12 protein-coding genes and 1 tRNA gene are annotated in these 16,149 nt (G+C 55.7%); 8 read left to right on the top strand and 5 right to left on the bottom strand.

Going from position 1 to position 16,149, the window contains the following annotated elements; genetic code table 11:
- Positions 1 to 167: 167 nt before the first annotated feature.
- The 6 genes from CJ255_RS06370 (at position 168) to CJ255_RS06345 (ending at position 9,896) form a co-directional block, all read left to right on the top strand.
- On the top strand, positions 168 to 1,118 hold the full coding sequence (locus tag CJ255_RS06370; protein ID WP_097643256.1) for an STAS domain-containing protein: 951 nt from the start codon (positions 168 to 170) through the stop codon (positions 1,116 to 1,118).
- A 108-nt stretch (positions 1,119 to 1,226) separates the two neighbouring features.
- Positions 1,227 to 3,758 (top strand): clostripain-related cysteine peptidase, encoded by a 2,532-nt coding sequence (locus CJ255_RS06365; RefSeq protein ID WP_097643255.1) that lies wholly within the window; start codon positions 1,227 to 1,229, stop codon positions 3,756 to 3,758.
- A 65-nt stretch (positions 3,759 to 3,823) separates the two neighbouring features.
- Positions 3,824 to 5,077, top strand: coding sequence for an ABC transporter permease (locus CJ255_RS06360; protein WP_097643254.1), 1,254 nt, complete (start codon positions 3,824 to 3,826; stop codon positions 5,075 to 5,077).
- Positions 5,078 to 5,594: 517 nt separating this feature from the next.
- The gene (locus tag CJ255_RS06355; RefSeq protein ID WP_097643253.1) at positions 5,595 to 6,710 is read left to right on the top strand and encodes a DNA-methyltransferase; all 1,116 of its coding nucleotides are present in this window, start codon (positions 5,595 to 5,597) and stop codon (positions 6,708 to 6,710) included.
- On the top strand, positions 6,707 to 7,420 hold the full coding sequence (locus tag CJ255_RS06350; protein WP_097643252.1) for an SfiI family type II restriction endonuclease: 714 nt from the start codon (positions 6,707 to 6,709) through the stop codon (positions 7,418 to 7,420). Before CJ255_RS06355 ends, CJ255_RS06350 begins: the two co-directional genes overlap by 4 nt.
- Before the next feature lie 304 nt (positions 7,421 to 7,724).
- On the top strand, positions 7,725 to 9,896 hold the full coding sequence (locus CJ255_RS06345; RefSeq protein ID WP_097643251.1) for a (Fe-S)-binding protein: 2,172 nt from the start codon (positions 7,725 to 7,727) through the stop codon (positions 9,894 to 9,896).
- A gap of 226 nt (positions 9,897 to 10,122) precedes the next feature.
- Here the strand turns inward: CJ255_RS06345 and CJ255_RS06340 are convergent, their stop codons facing one another.
- Both CJ255_RS06340 and CJ255_RS06335 read right to left on the bottom strand, forming a co-directional pair.
- Positions 10,123 to 10,431, bottom strand: a complete 309-nt coding sequence (locus tag CJ255_RS06340; protein WP_097643250.1) for an RNA recognition motif domain-containing protein — start codon at positions 10,429 to 10,431, stop codon at positions 10,123 to 10,125.
- A 351-nt stretch (positions 10,432 to 10,782) separates the two neighbouring features.
- Positions 10,783 to 11,046, bottom strand: a complete 264-nt coding sequence (locus CJ255_RS06335) for a hypothetical protein (RefSeq protein ID WP_097643249.1) — start codon at positions 11,044 to 11,046, stop codon at positions 10,783 to 10,785.
- Positions 11,047 to 11,537: 491 nt separating this feature from the next.
- On the opposite strand from CJ255_RS06335, the gene CJ255_RS06330 reads away from it, so the two are divergent.
- Positions 11,538 to 12,200 (top strand): helix-turn-helix domain-containing protein, encoded by a 663-nt coding sequence (locus CJ255_RS06330; RefSeq protein WP_097643248.1) that lies wholly within the window; start codon positions 11,538 to 11,540, stop codon positions 12,198 to 12,200.
- A gap of 67 nt (positions 12,201 to 12,267) precedes the next feature.
- On the opposite strand, the gene CJ255_RS06325 is transcribed toward CJ255_RS06330, so the two are convergent.
- Complete coding sequence (locus CJ255_RS06325) at positions 12,268 to 13,446, bottom strand: M20/M25/M40 family metallo-hydrolase (RefSeq protein ID WP_245863221.1); 1,179 nt, start codon at positions 13,444 to 13,446, stop codon at positions 12,268 to 12,270.
- Between the two features lie 147 nt (positions 13,447 to 13,593).
- On the opposite strand from CJ255_RS06325, the gene CJ255_RS06320 reads away from it, so the two are divergent.
- Positions 13,594 to 13,670 (top strand) — tRNA-Val (locus CJ255_RS06320).
- An 85-nt stretch (positions 13,671 to 13,755) separates the two neighbouring features.
- On the opposite strand, the gene CJ255_RS06315 is transcribed toward CJ255_RS06320, so the two are convergent.
- The gene (locus CJ255_RS06315) at positions 13,756 to 14,250 is read right to left on the bottom strand and encodes an acyl-CoA carboxylase biotin carboxyl carrier protein subunit (RefSeq protein ID WP_097643246.1); all 495 of its coding nucleotides are present in this window, start codon (positions 14,248 to 14,250) and stop codon (positions 13,756 to 13,758) included.
- Positions 14,251 to 14,459: 209 nt separating this feature from the next.
- Positions 14,460 to 15,941, bottom strand: coding sequence for an acetyl-CoA carboxylase biotin carboxylase subunit (locus CJ255_RS06310; RefSeq protein WP_097643245.1), 1,482 nt, complete (start codon positions 15,939 to 15,941; stop codon positions 14,460 to 14,462).
- Between the last annotated feature and the right edge of the window lie 208 nt (positions 15,942 to 16,149).

Raw genomic sequence — 16,149 nt, 5'->3', positions numbered from 1 at the left:
CAGAAGAACAGAGAACAGAGAACAGAAGAACAGAGAACAGAAGAACAGAGAACAGAGAACAGAGAACAGAGGAAACTCCTAATTTCCTGTATCCTGTATCCTATTTCCTGTATCCTGTATCCTATTTCCTGTATCCTGTATCCTATTTCCTATTCAAGGAGCGTATTGTGCAAATTACCCAACGCCAGGTTACCCTGCTCATGCTTAGTGTGCTTACTGTTGGCACGATTATACTGGCAATTCCAACCTTTGATCGCTCTGCCTTCTTTATAATGAATATGGGAGTAACAGCGATCTATGCAGCTTTGCTCTTTGCCTATTGGCGTGGTTGGGAGCCAGCACGCTATATCGCTGCCGCAATGGTTGCTGTTTTGATGATGAGCGTACTGTTAACTCCTGAACTACCTATAAATATTGGTTTCATACCTGTGCTTACGGTGGTTTTGGCAACAATCATGATGTCTACCATCTGGGCATTTGTGGTTGCTCTAGCTGTTATTGTACTCCTCATCCTTCGCTTTACTTCACTCAGTAATGATATTGTCGTAGCTGATATTGGTGTTTTTGCTATGGTAGCAATTGGCGTGGTTATGATCCGCGTGGTGGCTGAGACGGCTCAGCGCCAGGCTGAGGCCCAAACAGTCCAGGCCGAGCAGTCGCGCTTGCAGAGTGAACGGCAGGCAGTTGAGTTGAGCCAGCGTAGCGATGAGTTGCGGGTGCAGGTTGAAGAACAGCAGCGCCTCTTAAATCTTGTCGCTACCCTCGAAACCCCCGCTGTACAAATGGCCGATGGTGTGCTGCTGGCGCCAGTCGTTGGTCAACTCGATAGCCGCCGTGCTAATCTACTGACTACCCGCCTGCTGCGTGAAGTTAATGAACGTCGTACGCGCCTTGTTATCCTCGATATTGCTGGGGTGAATACCGTAGATACTGCTGTTGCCCAAGCTCTGCTGCACGCGGTTCAAGCTGTGCGCCTGCTTGGTTGCGATGTCACGATTACTGGTATCTCTGCCTCGGTCGCTACCACGATGACCCACTTGGGGATCAATCTTACGGGTGTGCGTACCGCTCGCACCCCCCAGGATGCGTTAGCAGAGGAGGTTGCACGGCGCTCCTAAGGGAAGGATACAGAAACGAGTATATAGAAAATAGGTTTGCGGCATCAGGATGCACTGCATGCCTCCAAACGGTAACGTGCCCTGAAGCCATCCCTTAAGGAGTTGATCATGTCTGCCCAAATCGTCGCTATCCGTGGGCCGTTAACTGGGCGCACGTTTCCTCTCACAACGACCCCGTTGAGTTTGGGGCGTACCCCCGAGAATGTGGTGGTGCTGGCGAGTGGGATGGCTTCGCGGCGCCACGCTGAGATTCGCGCTGAGGGCGGTGCCTTTGTCCTCTATGATCTCGGTAGTTCCAATGGTACGCGGGTCAATGGCCAGCCCATCCAGATGCAGCGCCTCAATCCTGGTGATCTGTTTGAGATTGGTGATGAGTCCTTTCGTTTTGAGTTGGCGGCTACGGATGCGCCTACGGTCGTGGCTGGATCGGCCCATCAGCCGCCCCCGCCGCCCCCTGCGCCCCGTGGCAACCCAACAGCCCAACAGCCCCTGCCCCCCCCGCCGACGCCCCACGGTGGCCCGGCGGCCCACCAGCAGCCCTTCCCGCCGCCCCCCCCGCCCCCGCCGGCGCAACCGGCTCGACGCTGGCCGCTGCTGCTTGCCGTTGCCCTCTTGCTCAGTTGTACGCTCCTCGCTGCGCTCGTTGGCGGGATTACCATCGCCCGCACGATTGATTGGTCTGGTACGTCCGTCGGCGGTACTGGCGGTAGCACCAATGGCGGCGGTCAAGTACCAGCGCCCGTTCCAACCCTTGAGCCTACCCGCGTGCCCCTGGCCGCTGATGCTGCCAAATGGACGGTGCTGGTCTATATGGCTGGCGATAACGACCTTGAAAGCGCCGCGATTACCGATTTCCACGAGATGGCCCGCGTTGGCTCTTCCGATGAGCTTAATCTCGTCGTTCAGTTTGATCGCATTCGTTCACGGGAATTCTGGAATGATTCCTCTGCGGGTGATTGGGAGACAACCAAGCGCTTTTTGGTTGAACGGGGTATGCAGCCAACGCCCGATATGGCCCTCGCCGATATGGGTGAGCTGAATATGGGCGATCCGGCGGTACTTGCCGATTTTATCGAATGGGGCATTACCAACTATCCCGCTGAACGCTATGCCCTCGTTCTCTGGGACCACGGTGCCGCTTGGTTTGGTGTGGCCAGTGATGATACCGATGAGGATATGCTGACTCTGCCCGATATTAGTGCTGCCCTTGAGAATGCGCGTGCCCGTACCGGCTTTGGACGCCTCGATCTGATTGGCTTTGATGCCTGCCTCATGGCTCAGCTTGATGTCTTCCATGCGGTCGCGCCCTACGCCGATGTGGTTGTCGCCTCTGCCGATCTTGAACCGAACCAGGGCTGGGATTGGGAGGCATGGGTTCAGCGCCTCGCTGATGATCCGAGCCAAGATGCCCACGCCGTTGCTCGCGCTATCGTCGAGACCTACATGGTCTACTATCCGCCCTCGCGTACCAGCGATCTCACCCTCTCGGCGTTTGACCTGACCCGCATTGATGAGATTAATGAACCCTTTGAGCGCCTCAACCGCTTGATGATTGAGCAGGTCTCTGGGCGCAGCTACAACGCCATCGCGCAGTCCCGGGCCTTTACGGATGTCTATGTACCCACGAGTGCCGAACTCTTCAGCGCGGTAGACCTGGGCCATTTTGCTCAGTTGCTCGCCGAACGGAGTACCTATGCTCCTATGACCCAGGCTGCCAATGATCTGGCCCAGGCCATCGAGAATACGCGCATTGCCAATGGTACCGGCAGTTTCCACCCCAACTCTACTGGCATCTCGATCTACTTCCCCGACCGCCGAGAGTATTTCTTACAGACGGAATATGGACGTGCTTCGCCTTTGCCACGCAACACCAGTTGGGATACCTTCCTCGACACCTTCTACGAAGCGGGCCTCGTGGCCGTCACACGGCCTGAGATTCGCGATCTGAGCCTCAGTGCCCTCACTGTCGCAGAAGACGACCCCGTAACCCTTGAGGGGGTTGTGAGTGGCCAAGACATCGCCTATGTCTTTTCGTTCATTGGGATTCCCAATGCCAGCCGCGATACGATTGAGTTGATCTATGTAAACTTCATCTATCCCCCCGATTCGATTGTCACCCTTGGTGATCAGCCGGTGTGGGACGAGGGTGCCTATAATCTGCGCCTGCGCTGGAACGCCCGCAACTGGTACATGAACAATGGTCGCGACAAGATCGAAGTGCTGCTCGGCCCCATCCGCTACGGGAGCGATCTCTTTGGCGTAGAGGGAGTCTACACCTCCCAAGCTACCGGCGAAAAGATTAATGCTGGCCTGATCTTCAGGGTGAGCGAGAACCAAGGCACACTCGAACGCATCTGGGGCTTCCCGGGTAGCCGCGATGATCGCCAAGAGCCGCAACCCTTTGAGCTTACCCCCGCCCCCGGCGATACCTTCACCGCCTATATGCGAACCTATACCGATACGGGTACCGATCTGGAACCGGGGAGCGTGCAAGGCAATACACTTACCTTTACCAACCAGCCCTTCACAGTTGGCTTCGACGCAACCATCAGCGGCGACTATGTTATGGGTTTTCTGGTGCGCGACATCGCGGGTAACTTTAACTATGACTACGAAGATATTCGGGTGGTGAATCCTTAGGGAAGGAAGTAGAAACGAGAAAATAGAAAATAGGTTTGCATCATCAGGAGAGGTTCCTTTACCATATGCGCTTCAATGACATCTTCATCACCGCCCTTGAGAATTTAGGGCGGCGCAAGGTACGCACCGTACTTACCTCTACCGGCGTGATTGTCGGGATTCTCACGATTGTCACGATGGTCTCGTTGGGCGTTGGGGTGCAACGCGAAATCCGTACCCAATTTGGGGCCTTGGGCCTTGAGAATGTCTTTGTGCGCCCCGGCGAGGCGCGGGGCGATGATGCGTTCTTTACCCAGTTTGGCTTGCCTAGCCGCGAAAACCCCTTGACTCCCGAAGTCCTAGAAGACTTGCGCGCCCGGCCCAATGTGCTTGAGGTTACCCCCCAAGTCTCGTTGATGGGCGTCAACCTGACCCTCGAATTTCCCGCTGGCCAAGCCAGTCGCGTGCGCGTGATTGGCGTCGAGAGCTTTGCCAATCCCTTTCGCGCCGATCCTAGCCCACTGGCGGGCGATATTCAGCCCATTGAGCGCCCCGGCAGCGTGATCCTTGCTGCTGGCAGCCTGCCCAACGGTGTTGCCCCCGACCAACTGGTGGGCCAGGACGTTACGATTGTGCTACAGAGCCCCCGGGGCGAGAGTGAACGCTTCGTGCTGCGCGTTGCCGGAGTGAGTGACCTGCCGGAACGCGAGGTGCAAGCGGCGGTGGAAGATATGGTTGCCATGAAAGCCTGGTGGTTCAATAGCCCCAACTACCTACAAACCCAAGGCTACGACCTTGTGGTGGTACGAACCAGCGATGTGGGCGCGGCAGCACAACTGGTTCGCTCGCTACGCAGCGAAGGCTTCCAGGTGCAATCGCTCGAACTGATCCTCGAACAGGCCAACCGCGTCTTTGCCGTAATCAACGTTATGCTAGCCTCAGTGGGCGGCCTCGCACTCTTTGTCGCCAGCCTGGGCATTGTAAACACCATGATCATGGCGATCTACGAGCGCACCCGCGAAATCGGCACCCTGAAGGCCATTGGTGCCTCGCAGGGCGACATACGCGGCCTCTTTATGATCGAAGCGGGGCTGATTGGCCTGCTCGGCGGGGCCGTCGGCGTCATCGGCGGCTGGCTCGTCGGCATCCTACTCAACCAAGTCATCGCCTGGTACATCGCCCGCGAAGGGCTGCCCATCGCCGCCACGCTCTTCGTCACCCCCTGGTGGCTCGCCCTCACCGCCCTCATCTTTGCAGCCCTCGTCGGCATCGTCGCCGGCCTCTACCCCGCCGCCCGCGCCGCCCGCCTCGATCCGCTCGTGGCGCTGCGCTATGAGTGACGAGTGATCTAGCTACCCGACAGTTTGAATTTCCCGTTACACGACGTTCTTCAAGACCTCGCACGCCGGCAGGCTGGCTTCGGCAAGCTGGCTTCGGCAAGCTCAGCCACCGAGCCACCGAGCCTGCGGCTGCTATGCGGAGGAAGCCCGCTTCGCGGGCTGCGAACCCTTCAGGTTGAGCCCGCGAAGCGGGCTTCGCGTAGCAGCGCAGGGCTTTAGTCCTGCGCCCCCAGCGCACGGGATGAAACTGTCGGGTAGCTAGGCGAGTGACGAGTGATGAGTGGCAACGGCAATTGGTGTGATATTGACGCACTATACCCTCAATGCTATGATTGGGGCACTCATTTATTGTTGTGGTGTGGTGGCGGGATGCTCAGGATGGCCCTCACCCCCTACCCCTCTCCCACGTTGTGGGAGAGGGGCGAAGGCAACGCTGTTTTTTTGCATTCCCTTGCGCTCTTTTACGGCAATGAATACATGTTCTTTTCGCTCTTAAAAAACCCACCGGAATTGTTGTATGAAGATCATTAAAGAACCCCCTACCCATTTCAATCTTGAGCGCATGCCCAAGGATCTTCAAGATCAATTGCGTAGTCTCTACGAAGTTGACAACCCAAAAGAAGCATACCTTCAACCTAATGCCGTCTATCAAGGCGACGCACGCGATCTATTGGGCAACATCCAACCCAACACGATCGCGTTGAGCGTCTGGTCGCCACCCTATTTTGTCGGCAAAGATTATGAGGCGTACCTCACCTTTGAAGGTTGGCAAGAGTTACTCAAGAGCGTCATCCACTCACACTTTGCCCTGATTCAGCCTGGGGGCTTTCTCGCCATTAACATTGCTGATATTCTCTGTTTTCGTGACCCATCAATGCCTAGAATTCAAGCGGATGTTGTTCATGGCAAGCGATCTTCAGTCACGCGAGCAGATGTCCTGCGTGTATGGACTGAAAATCCCACCTATACTCGTCATCAGATTGCTAAAATCTTAGGTTGTAGTGAACAGACTATTGATCGCAGGCTCAACGGAAACAATATTCGTGGTGGTAAACATGAAGCTCAGACTCGTGTGAAGATAGTGGGCGGTTTGATCGAGCAGTGGGCATTAGAGGCTGGCTTCTTTCCCTATGATCGTCGCATTTGGGTCAAAGACGCCGCTTGGGAAAACTCGCGCTGGGCCAACTCTTCATACCGTGCGGTAGACGAGTTTGAATATATCTATATCTTTTGGAAGCCAGGTGTGACGAAATACGATCGTCAGCGCCTTACTGCCGATGAATGGAAACGTTGGGGCTCGCGTGCTGTCTGGGAATTTCCTTCGGTACGTGCCAATGATGACCATGAAGCGAAATTTCCGCTGGAATTGCCCCTGCGTCTCATTCGTCTCCTTACCGATCGCGGAGATGTTGTCTTAGACTGTTTTCTTGGCAGCGGCACGACCGCTATTGCATGTGTACGCGAGAATCGCCGCTATATTGGTATTGAACTTAACGAAGACTACGCTCGTTTAGCTCATCGCAATATCGAAACAGCCCTACATGATCTAGTTACAAACCAATCAACTTATCTCGAAGAGGAGCAATACGTACAGGCGCAGCATGAGGATTTGTTGAAGGGATTCCATGCATGACCACTATCGATCCGCATGCTTTACTTGATGATTTAAATCGCATCGAGGAGATCGAAAAAGCGTCTTTACGCATGGTAGTCCAGGCATTATATGATTATCGCCAAGATGCTGCGCTCATTTTTGACGCGGAGAGCGATCAAGTTGCCGATGTAGGTGAAGATATTACCCGCGAAGCTCTTGATCGGCTAGGTAACTCAAGAGTACATCAACGCTTATTTGGTAAAGTTGATTATAAACGAGCATGTTATCTGTTTCATCCAGATTTTGCAGTAAAGCAAGCCCTTTTCATTGACTCAAAAGCAGAGAAGGTAAGTGGTGCTGGAACAGCAACGCTACAGATTAGCCAGCTCTCAATGATAGTAAAGCAGATTCGTGCAGGTGAGGCTATCTCCATTCCAGGCAAGTTGCCTCAGATTCTTACGCTAAACCATGATCATTTTCTGACAACCACAATATTTGTAAAATACGCCTATGAGGAGAGCGAAAAACGTGATCTACGCTATATTATTGTTGCTGCACTACCTAATGGCCTATTGCAAGCTAGATACAACCCACATGAGCATGATACCATCTGGTTAGCAGGCAGAAATGCGCCCTCTCTAGGTGAAGAATTCCGGGTGCGCTTGCACTTTGAGCGCCTAAAACAGAAAGCTACTTGGCGTGTGCAAAGAATCCCTATGCAGCCGCAAGCTTATGCATGGCATGAGTAAATTCCTTGTTAGCGCGAAGAAGCTCTGGATCGCGCCGCTTGGCTTCGACAGGCTCAGCCAGCGTCGCGGTGGCGCGTAGGTAGTGCCGACTTTAGTCGGCTGAGGTCGCTGACAACCCCTGGATGCCGACTAAAGTCGGCACTACGAAGAATGTAAAGCTGAAAGGCTGTTTCTGAAACCTGCCCTAATAATTCCCTTTACACTGAGCCATCCGGTAGGGCAGGCGCAGCCTCTCCTGCCAGATGGCGCACCGCCACCGGGAGGTGATCCCACCTCCCCACCAACAGAAAGATGACTTCGCACGATGCAAGAGCAAGTTATCCGCGAAATCTACTGGAACATTCCGCAACCCATTGGATCGGTTTTTCTCTATGGGATTATGCTCATCGCAACGATTGTGATGACGTGGGGGATTCTTCAGGATGTCTTGCGTTGGCGTAGGGGCCAGGCCGATCTGCGGATCAACCAGGTGCCCCAACGAATCAGGGAGTTCCTTGTTCAGATCTTTGGTCAGAAGAAGGTGCTGCGCGACCGCCAGCCCGGTATGATGCACGCTCTGATCTTCTTTGGCTTCCTTACGCTCTTCCTGGGCACCAATATCATTGCGGTGGAGGAGGATTTTACCCTGCCGATGATGGGCGAAGAGGCGGGGAAGTTGCTTGCGGGCAATTTCTATCTGGCCTATGAGTTTATCATGGATACCCTGGGCCTCGTCTTTGTCGCTGGGGTGAGTTGGGCGATCTGGCGGCGCTATCGCACCAAGGAGCCACGGCTCGATAATCGGCGTACCGATGCTTGGGTGCTGGGGCTGCTGCTCTTCTTGGGCGTCGGTGGCTTCCTGATCGAAGGGCTGCGGATTGCCAATCAGGTGATCGAGATCCACAATGCCAACGGCGAACTTATCAGCGCCGTCATCTACGAGCAAGCCTGGGTGCGCTTTGCCTATATTGGTTATGTGCTGGCGGTCATCTTCTACACGATGGGCCTGGGCGAGGGCAGCGCCCTGGGGCTTTGGTTGCACCAGTTCTTCTGGTTCACCCATGCCGGAGCGACTGCCGCCTTTTGGGCCACGCTGCCCTTTAGCAAGTTTAAGCATATTGCCTATACGCCGATCAATATCTTCTTCCAAGACAAGAGCCCCCACGGCGCACTCGATCCGATTCCCAACCTGGAAGCTGAGATCGAAAAGGACGAGCCCCGGCTGGGGATTGCTAGTCTGGGCGATATGACCTGGAAGCAGCGGCTCGATTTTGATGCCTGTATGCGCTGTGGGCGCTGCCAAGCCAACTGCCCGGCCCACGCGGCTGGTACCGAACTCTCGCCCAAATATATCATCACCAAGCTGCACGACCTGATGCGCCAAGAGCCGATCCACTTCAAGGATGGTAGCGTTAAGCCGATCAGCGCCCTCGTCGCGGACGAAGCGGCTGAGGGGGGCAATGGTGCTATTGATGTGGAACGCGCTCCGCTCTACGGCAACATCTTCAGTGAAAACGAACTCTGGAGTTGCACCACATGCTACGCCTGCGTCCACGAGTGCCCGGCGATGATTGAGCATGTGGACGACATTGTGGGGGCGCGGCGTCACCTAACGATGATTGCCAGCGAAGTACCCCAAGGCGTCAAGCGCGTGCTTGAGGGCATCGAGCGCGCCGGTAATCCGTGGCGGCTGCCGGCGGGCGAACGCACCGCCTGGGCCGCTGATCTCGACGTGCCGATCATGGCCGAAAAAGAGGAGGCCGAAATCCTCTACTGGGTCGGTTGCGCCCCCAGTTACGACGAGCGCAGCAAGCGCGTCGCCCGCGCCTTTGTCCAATTGCTCCAAAAGGCGGGCGTAGACTTTGCCATCCTGGGCGACGAAGAGACCTGCAACGGCGATCCGGCGCGGCGCATGGGTGAAGAGTTGCTCTACCAAGCGCAGGTCGAGCAGAACATTGAAACCATGAAGCAGTACAAATTCAAAAAGGTGGTCACCACCTGCCCCCACTGCTTCAACACGATCAAGAACGAATACCCCCAGTTCAGCGGCGCAGCAGAACTTACGTACGAAGTCATGCACCACAGCGAACTGCTCGTCCAGCTTGTGGCTGAAGGCAAACTGAAACCGAGTAGGCCCATCAACGAGCGCGTCGTCTACCATGATGCCTGCTACATCGGGCGCTACAACGACATCTACGACGCGCCACGCGAGTTGCTACGCACCATTCCCGGCATCACATTGGTCGAAGCACCGGAGCGCAACCGCGAACGGGCCATGTGTTGTGGCGGCGGCGGCGGCAACGTCTGGCTCGAAGGCTGGGGCAAAGAGCAGGTCAACTACATCCGGCTGGAGCAGCTCACCAAAGGCCAACCGCAAACCCTGGCCATGAGCTGCCCCTTCTGCATGGTCATGTTTGAAGATGCCGCGAAGAACACTGGGCGAGACGAAAGCCTCAAGCGGCGCGACCTCGCCGAACTGCTCTTAGAGGCTGTCTGAAAAGCCGGGGGGCACACGCTGGAGTGCCGGCTTTAGCCGGCTAAAGCCGGCACTCCAACGCCAACCCATAGACTTTCCAGACAGCCTCTTAGAAGCAACTGAATAAACGCAAACGAGCTAACCGAGGCGCAGGTTAGCTCGTTTCAGATGCTTGCCGGTTGCGTGGTGGTAGCGAAGCTGCCACCACGCAACCGGCGAACATCCATCATTCGGTTAGCACAAAACATTAATAGCGACGGCCACCACCACCGCCGTAGCCACCACCATCACGACGGGGGCCACGGGGGCCGCCCTTATCCTCTGCCTCGTTGACGCGAATGGCCCGCCCCCCAACCTCAAGGCCGTCGGTAGCGCGAATAACCACTGCAACATCGTCAACGTCCATCTCGACAAACCCGAACCCGCGTGAGCGGCCAGTGTCGCGGTCGTGAATAACACGGGCGCTCTGGACATCGCCGTGCTGTTGGAAGACCTGCTCCAACTGCACATCGTCGATGCTCCAAGCAAGGTTGCCGACAAAGAGCTTCACTTGCATTCCGATCGAACTCCTGCGTGCCATGTCAGAACGTGGCATCGCCTTAACAGGGAAACCCTGCACACCTCACTCCAAGCCACAGCCTACAACGTCCACACACAACACGCCTCACTTGTGTGCCGCGTGGGTCAAGAACGTCTCGTGCTGTACCTCAAACAGGGAGGTCGTGCGGGCCAGGGAGCCAAATGCCGGAGGCAAGGATAACTCGCGCGGCAGCGGGACGCTACTTGTCGCAAGCAGTGTAACATAGGAGCATCTATTTGAGAAGCCCCTTTTGACGCTTTAAGCAATAAATTGTACAAATAGTACGAAATGATAAAAGAAAGCTAAATACTATCGAAAAACCTTTTCTTAACCAACGTTCCGTTTTTGTTCCTCGCTGTAGCGTTTTAACTGCACAACGGTGGTACTGAGATGATTGACCGCATGGTGCATATGTGCAAAGATCTCTTCGTACTCCTCCTCAGAGATCGGATCATCATCATCAGTGAGCCGCTTGAGTTGCGAGCCAAGGATGCTAACAGGACCATAGAGCTCCTTGACCAACAGATCGATGATCTGCTCTGGTGTCAGTTGGTTCCAGCCAAGTGGACCCGTCCGGCGCTTTTCGCTCATAGTAACGTAACTCCTCGCAGTGCATAACGTGGAAAGTATTGTAACACATCTCCCTTAGGGGAAGGAGGCAGAAACGAGGAAATAGGAAATAGGTTTGCGGCATGAGGCGAGGACTTCACATCCTCGCGTCCTCGCGTCCTCGCGTCCTCGCGTCCTCGCGTCCTCGCAAACTGTAACGTAGCGATGAACCATCCTATGTCAGAACAGTTCACACCCTGCCAAATCCTTGTCATTGCACGTAATACCATCTCAGATTGTAGATTGCAGATTGCAGATTACCGAACCTGGCCGTCCCAATGAGCTTTCGCGCTCTTGATCATGCAGCATGTTCAAGGGTAATTGGCATAACATCTGTATAAATTTATGCGTAATAAAGCAATTTTGCTTGACAATCCATTTCTCTTGTTTTATACTTGCGATACTAGCATTATAGATTGCTAATAGAATTTCTTGTTGCGTGTTTAATACCAATTCTCGGAGAGGAAGTGATCATGACGCTTAGTAGCACCGTACCTGCACAAGTACCGTTGTCAATCATGCTGTTTCACGAGGCGATGGTTCGTAATCAATCACTGAATAAGTTTGCTACAGACCTTGAGGTTGGTACGCTCTCGTTACGCCAACTCATTCTAGGGAAGACAAAGCATCCGCGCCAGAAGACGCTTCAGATGATTGGTGACAAGCTCGGCTTGTCAGCCCAAGAATTGAATCAACGCCTTGAATCCGTGCCTACCATGGCGCAAACCTTCCATGAGTGGCTCAAACAGCAGATGGGCCATGAATTCACTCGTATCAAATTGGCTAAGGCATCTAAAATTAGCGACGGCGCTCTACGCAACTACCTCAATGGGCAGACGTTCCCCGATGCAGATCAGGCTCTACGCCTCGCCGAAGTCTTCCAAGTGCCCCCGCTTGAGCTTGCTACTATCGTTGTATCCAATCAAGTCTTTCAGGCTGGAGGTAAGCTTGCTGCGCCGCCCTCTGAATCTGAGGAGGCTGCGCATGCCCCAGATGAGGCAGAAATTACCACCATGCCTCCGCCCATTCCGAGTAGCCACGATGAAACCCAACTCTTGAGCCTCTGGCGCCAACTTCATCCCCAAGCACGCCGTGCAACCCTGGGCTATATTGCGATGCTGCTTGCAGAGCGCTAACCAGTAGGGTGCCGTCGTTACCGCCAGTGGTGGTTTGGGGACGGCTTCGCCGTCCCCAAACATTGAACTACTGACTCGCTGCCAGCGCCAAGAGTAATAATGCCTGAAAGCCGCGCCCCATCAGCGCGGGCAGAATGAATTCGTCGTGGCGATGAGCATTGCCCCCATCAGTGAGCCCCATACAAATAGCAGGAATGCCTTGGCTGAGGGGGATATTGGCATCGGTACTGCTCTGCTGGAAGTTTACCTGGGCACCGACCGAGTGGTAGGCCGCTACGGCAGCCTGAACTAGGGCATGGTTGCGCGGAAGTGTCCCAGAGGGCCGATCACCAACGGTCTGTACCTGAATCTGTACCTCGTATGCTTCGTTGGCTGCATCAGCGATTAAGCCGTTGACCTCGTTGATCAGGCTTGCTAGTGCGTTGGCGTTGACTGAACGCATATCGAGCAGCATGCTGGCATGCTGGGCAATTGTGTTGACCGAAGTACCACCCTCGATCATGCCAATGTTAAAGGTTGTACGCGGGTTGTGTGGGACATGTAAGGCTGCAATCCGTGCCCCCAAGCGCACAAGGGTGTGAATTGCGCTCGCGGTGCCAAAGTTGCCCCACGAGTGGCCGCCTGGTGCTGTGGCCTCGATGCGGTAGCGCCGTACCCCAATCGCTTGGTGGTGCAGTGTGCCAAAATCGCATCCCTCTAGCACAATCACCCGCTTGATCTCATGGCGTAGCCGCTCGATTGCCGCCTTCATCCCCCGCAGATCGCCCAAACCCTCCTCGCCCACGTTGGCCACAAACCAGATGTTGCCCTCGTTGGGGAGATCATGCCGCTGGAGTATCTGCGCTACATGAATGAGCCCCGCCAAACCAGTGCTGTTGTCTCCTATGCCCGGCCCATAGACCCGCTCGCCCTCGTAGCGCACGCGCAGGTTTGTCTCCCTGGGAAAGACGGTGTCAAGGTGGGCCGAGATAAGCAGCCCCGAACCATGCCGTTGCCCCCGACGTAACCCGTAGACATTGCCAAGGGCGTCTTTGCTTACCTCGCTCAAACCAAGCCCACGGAAACGATCAAGGACAAAGTTTCCCCGCTCTGCCTCATCAAAGGTTGGCGCGGGTATCTGCTGTACTGCAATCGCCGTCTCAAGCAAAGGCCGGTAGTCGGATAGTTCGGTTAGAGCACATTGCACCGCTGGAAGCTTGCGCCAATGCTGAATGTCCATGGTGTCGTACCAATTACTGTTGAACATGTCGTATCATCAATGACGCGAACGCGCATTGGAACGCCATGTTCGGCAATCTGCAATCTACAATCTGAACCGGTATTATACCAATTCCTGTTGCATATGCCCAAATTTGCATCAACGGGATGAATATGCTATACTTCGCAACGTTGCGGGCGATTAGCTCAGTTGGCTAGAGCGCATCCTTCACACGGATGAGGTCACTGGTTCAAGTCCAGTATCGCCCACCATACCATTGCATTTGAAGGGAGGTTTGAGGGGCCAAAGCCCCTCAAACCTCCCTTTTTGTCAAAATCCCCCTAGTATGCCTCCCCCTCAACTAATTTCTACCAATAGCTCATGCAGTACGACCGTCTGACCGGGCTGGACGTTGAGGGTGGTGATTGCGCCTGCGCGGGGGGCGGTGATTTCGTTCTGCATCTTCATGGCTTCGAGGATGAGAATGGGTTCACCGACGCTGACGTTTTGGCCTAGTTCCACAAGGACGTTGGCGATGATGCCCGGAATGGGCGCTTTGATCCGTCCGTCACCGCTGCGGGGCCGCGCCACTCCCGCTTCGAGGTCGCGGATGCGGAGCTCATGGCGTCCATGGATCGATTGGACGGAACGCATGTCGCGGTCGAAGAGGACTTCGTAGGGCCGTGTATCTACAATGGCCCATTCGGTTGCATCGGGTGAGGCTGCGGGCGCAATGGCAACACGCAGGGCTTCGCCGTTGACCGACACACTCGTGAAACCCTCCGCATCCGGTGGGCTGTTGATTTCGACCTCGAATTCTTGGTCGGCAAGGTGGATGATCAGTTTGCTCATAGGATTATGTGGGTTGCTGGGGAACACATAGCCCCCAGGCGCCCGTAGAGAGTGTTTGAGGTACAGAGATGTTCACCACAGAGGCACCGAGGACACAGAGGTTTTTACATGGAAAGAGGTTTCAACACGGTGGTTGCTACACCATTACCCTCTTGTGTTCTCTGTGTCTCTGTGGTGCAATTCTCTGTATCTCTGCCAAAACTCGTACTTCACTGCGGTAGACGACGGCTGTCGCGGTGCCAGCCGGTGGTGTAGGCTGCTGGCGTGGTGGAGCGAGCGGTGCGCGCACGGCTGAGGTAGGTGAGCGCCGCGATGGCTGCGAGGTCGCGTAGTTGGCTATCAGGTGGCGTGGGAACGTTGAGTTTGAGGTGGCTGAAGGCGGTGGTGTAGTTGCCACTGGTGAATTCGGGGTGGGTGATCAGCATGTGCAACAGACTCAGGTTGGTCTGAATGCCACCAATGTGCAACTCTTGCAGCGCCCGTTGGATGCGTTGCAGACATTCGCCCCGTTCAGCCCCCCAGACCACCAGTTTGGCCAAGAGCGAATCGTAGCGCACCGGAACCTCCGCGCCTGCGTAGGCGTAGCTGTCTACGCGGACGTTGGGCCCGCCGGGCAGCCGGAAGGCGCTGATCAAGCCTGGGCTGGGCAGGTAGCCACGCCACGGGTCTTCGGCGTTGATGCGGCAGAAGATGGCGTGTCCATCACAGCGTACCTGCGCTTGGCTGATCCGCAAGGGCAGACCTGCCGCAATGTGCAGTTGTTCGCGTACCACGTCAATGTGCGTGATCATCTCGGTAACGAGATGTTCTACTTGGATGCGTGGTTTTACCTCACTGAAGAAGTGGTTGCCTGCACCGTCGAGGACAAATTCAATTGTACAGGCACCACGTAGCCCAAAGGTGCGGGCAACTTCAACCGCACTGTTGCAGATGGCCTCGCGCTGAGCGGGGGTGAGGTTGGGCGCTGGGGCTTCGCTGATGATCTTGCGCGTGTTGCGCTGGATCGAACCATCCTGGTCGCCGAGTTGAATAATGTTGCCATGATGGTCGCCCAAAATGGGTACTTCGATGTAGCGCGAAGGGATAATTGCAGCTTCAAGGTAGATGCGCCCGTCGCGGTAGGCCGCCTGGGCCTGGGCTGAAGAGCGCTGTGCGATGTTGAGCAGCTTCTCGGCGCTGTAGACGAGGGCGGTGCCGCGCCCGTGACCGCCAGCGCAGGATTTGATCACCAGCGGGTAGCCGAGTTGCTGCGCTTCGGCCAGCAGATCCGCTCCCTCTTCTGGATCAAAGGTGCGGCTGGAGGGGCGTGTGGTAGCGATGCCTGCCGCCTGGACACGCTGAATCGCGCCAACTTTGTCGCGGACTTGGGCCGACACTTCGCTCTCTGGGCCAACTAGCGTGATGCCCGCTGTTGCGCAGGCTCGTTTGAAACCGGGGTCTTCTGAGATGAGCCCGTAGCCGGGATGCACGGCGTCCACCCCGCTACGCAGAGCAACCGTCAGCATCTCTTCGGGGTCGCGGTAGCCCTGGGGCGAACTGAGCATGTAGGCTTCGTCGGCAAGGCGTACATGGAGCGCACCCATGTCGCCCGGCTCATAGACCGCCACCGTGGCCAGCCCTAGATCGCGGCAGGCGCGCACGATGCGAACGGCAATCTCGCCTCGGTTGGCAATAAGGACTTTTTGGAACATGGGGTTTCCTTTTGATGAGGAACGAATGTTTTCACCACAGAGGCACAGAGCACACAGAGGTGTGGATAGAGCGGGCACAATCCCTTAGAGGCTGTCTGAAAAGCCTGTGAACTGGCGTTGGAGTGCCGGCTTTAGCCGGCTAAAGCCGGCACTCCAGCGTGTACCACATCGTGTGGAACGACACTGAGACCCTTTTCAGACAGCTTCT

Origin of the sequence: Candidatus Viridilinea mediisalina (genome assembly GCF_002532535.1) — a bacterium.
GTDB classification, from domain to species: Bacteria; Chloroflexota; Chloroflexia; order Chloroflexales; family Chloroflexaceae; genus Viridilinea; species Viridilinea mediisalina.
This window is presented reverse-complemented; position numbering and strand designations above follow the sequence as displayed.

Bases quoted from the DNA above. Each gene is read 5' to 3' on its own strand.
- CJ255_RS06360 (WP_097643254.1), top strand. From the start codon at position 3,824: ATGCGCTTCAATGACATCTTCATCACCGCCCTTGAGAATTTAGGGCGG.
- CJ255_RS06340 (WP_097643250.1), bottom strand. From the start codon at position 10,431: ATGCAAGTGAAGCTCTTTGTCGGCAACCTTGCTTGGAGCATCGACGAT.
- CJ255_RS06330 (WP_097643248.1), top strand. From the start codon at position 11,538: ATGACGCTTAGTAGCACCGTACCTGCACAAGTACCGTTGTCAATCATG.
- CJ255_RS06310 (WP_097643245.1), bottom strand. From the start codon at position 15,941: ATGTTCCAAAAAGTCCTTATTGCCAACCGAGGCGAGATTGCCGTTCGC.
- CJ255_RS06315 (WP_097643246.1), bottom strand. From the start codon at position 14,250: ATGAGCAAACTGATCATCCACCTTGCCGACCAAGAATTCGAGGTCGAA.
- CJ255_RS06345 (WP_097643251.1), top strand. From the start codon at position 7,725: ATGCAAGAGCAAGTTATCCGCGAAATCTACTGGAACATTCCGCAACCC.
- CJ255_RS06325 (WP_245863221.1), bottom strand. From the start codon at position 13,446: ATGTTCAACAGTAATTGGTACGACACCATGGACATTCAGCATTGGCGC.
- CJ255_RS06350 (WP_097643252.1), top strand. From the start codon at position 6,707: ATGACCACTATCGATCCGCATGCTTTACTTGATGATTTAAATCGCATC.
- CJ255_RS06365 (WP_097643255.1), top strand. From the start codon at position 1,227: ATGTCTGCCCAAATCGTCGCTATCCGTGGGCCGTTAACTGGGCGCACG.
- CJ255_RS06335 (WP_097643249.1), bottom strand. From the start codon at position 11,046: ATGAGCGAAAAGCGCCGGACGGGTCCACTTGGCTGGAACCAACTGACA.
- CJ255_RS06355 (WP_097643253.1), top strand. From the start codon at position 5,595: ATGAAGATCATTAAAGAACCCCCTACCCATTTCAATCTTGAGCGCATG.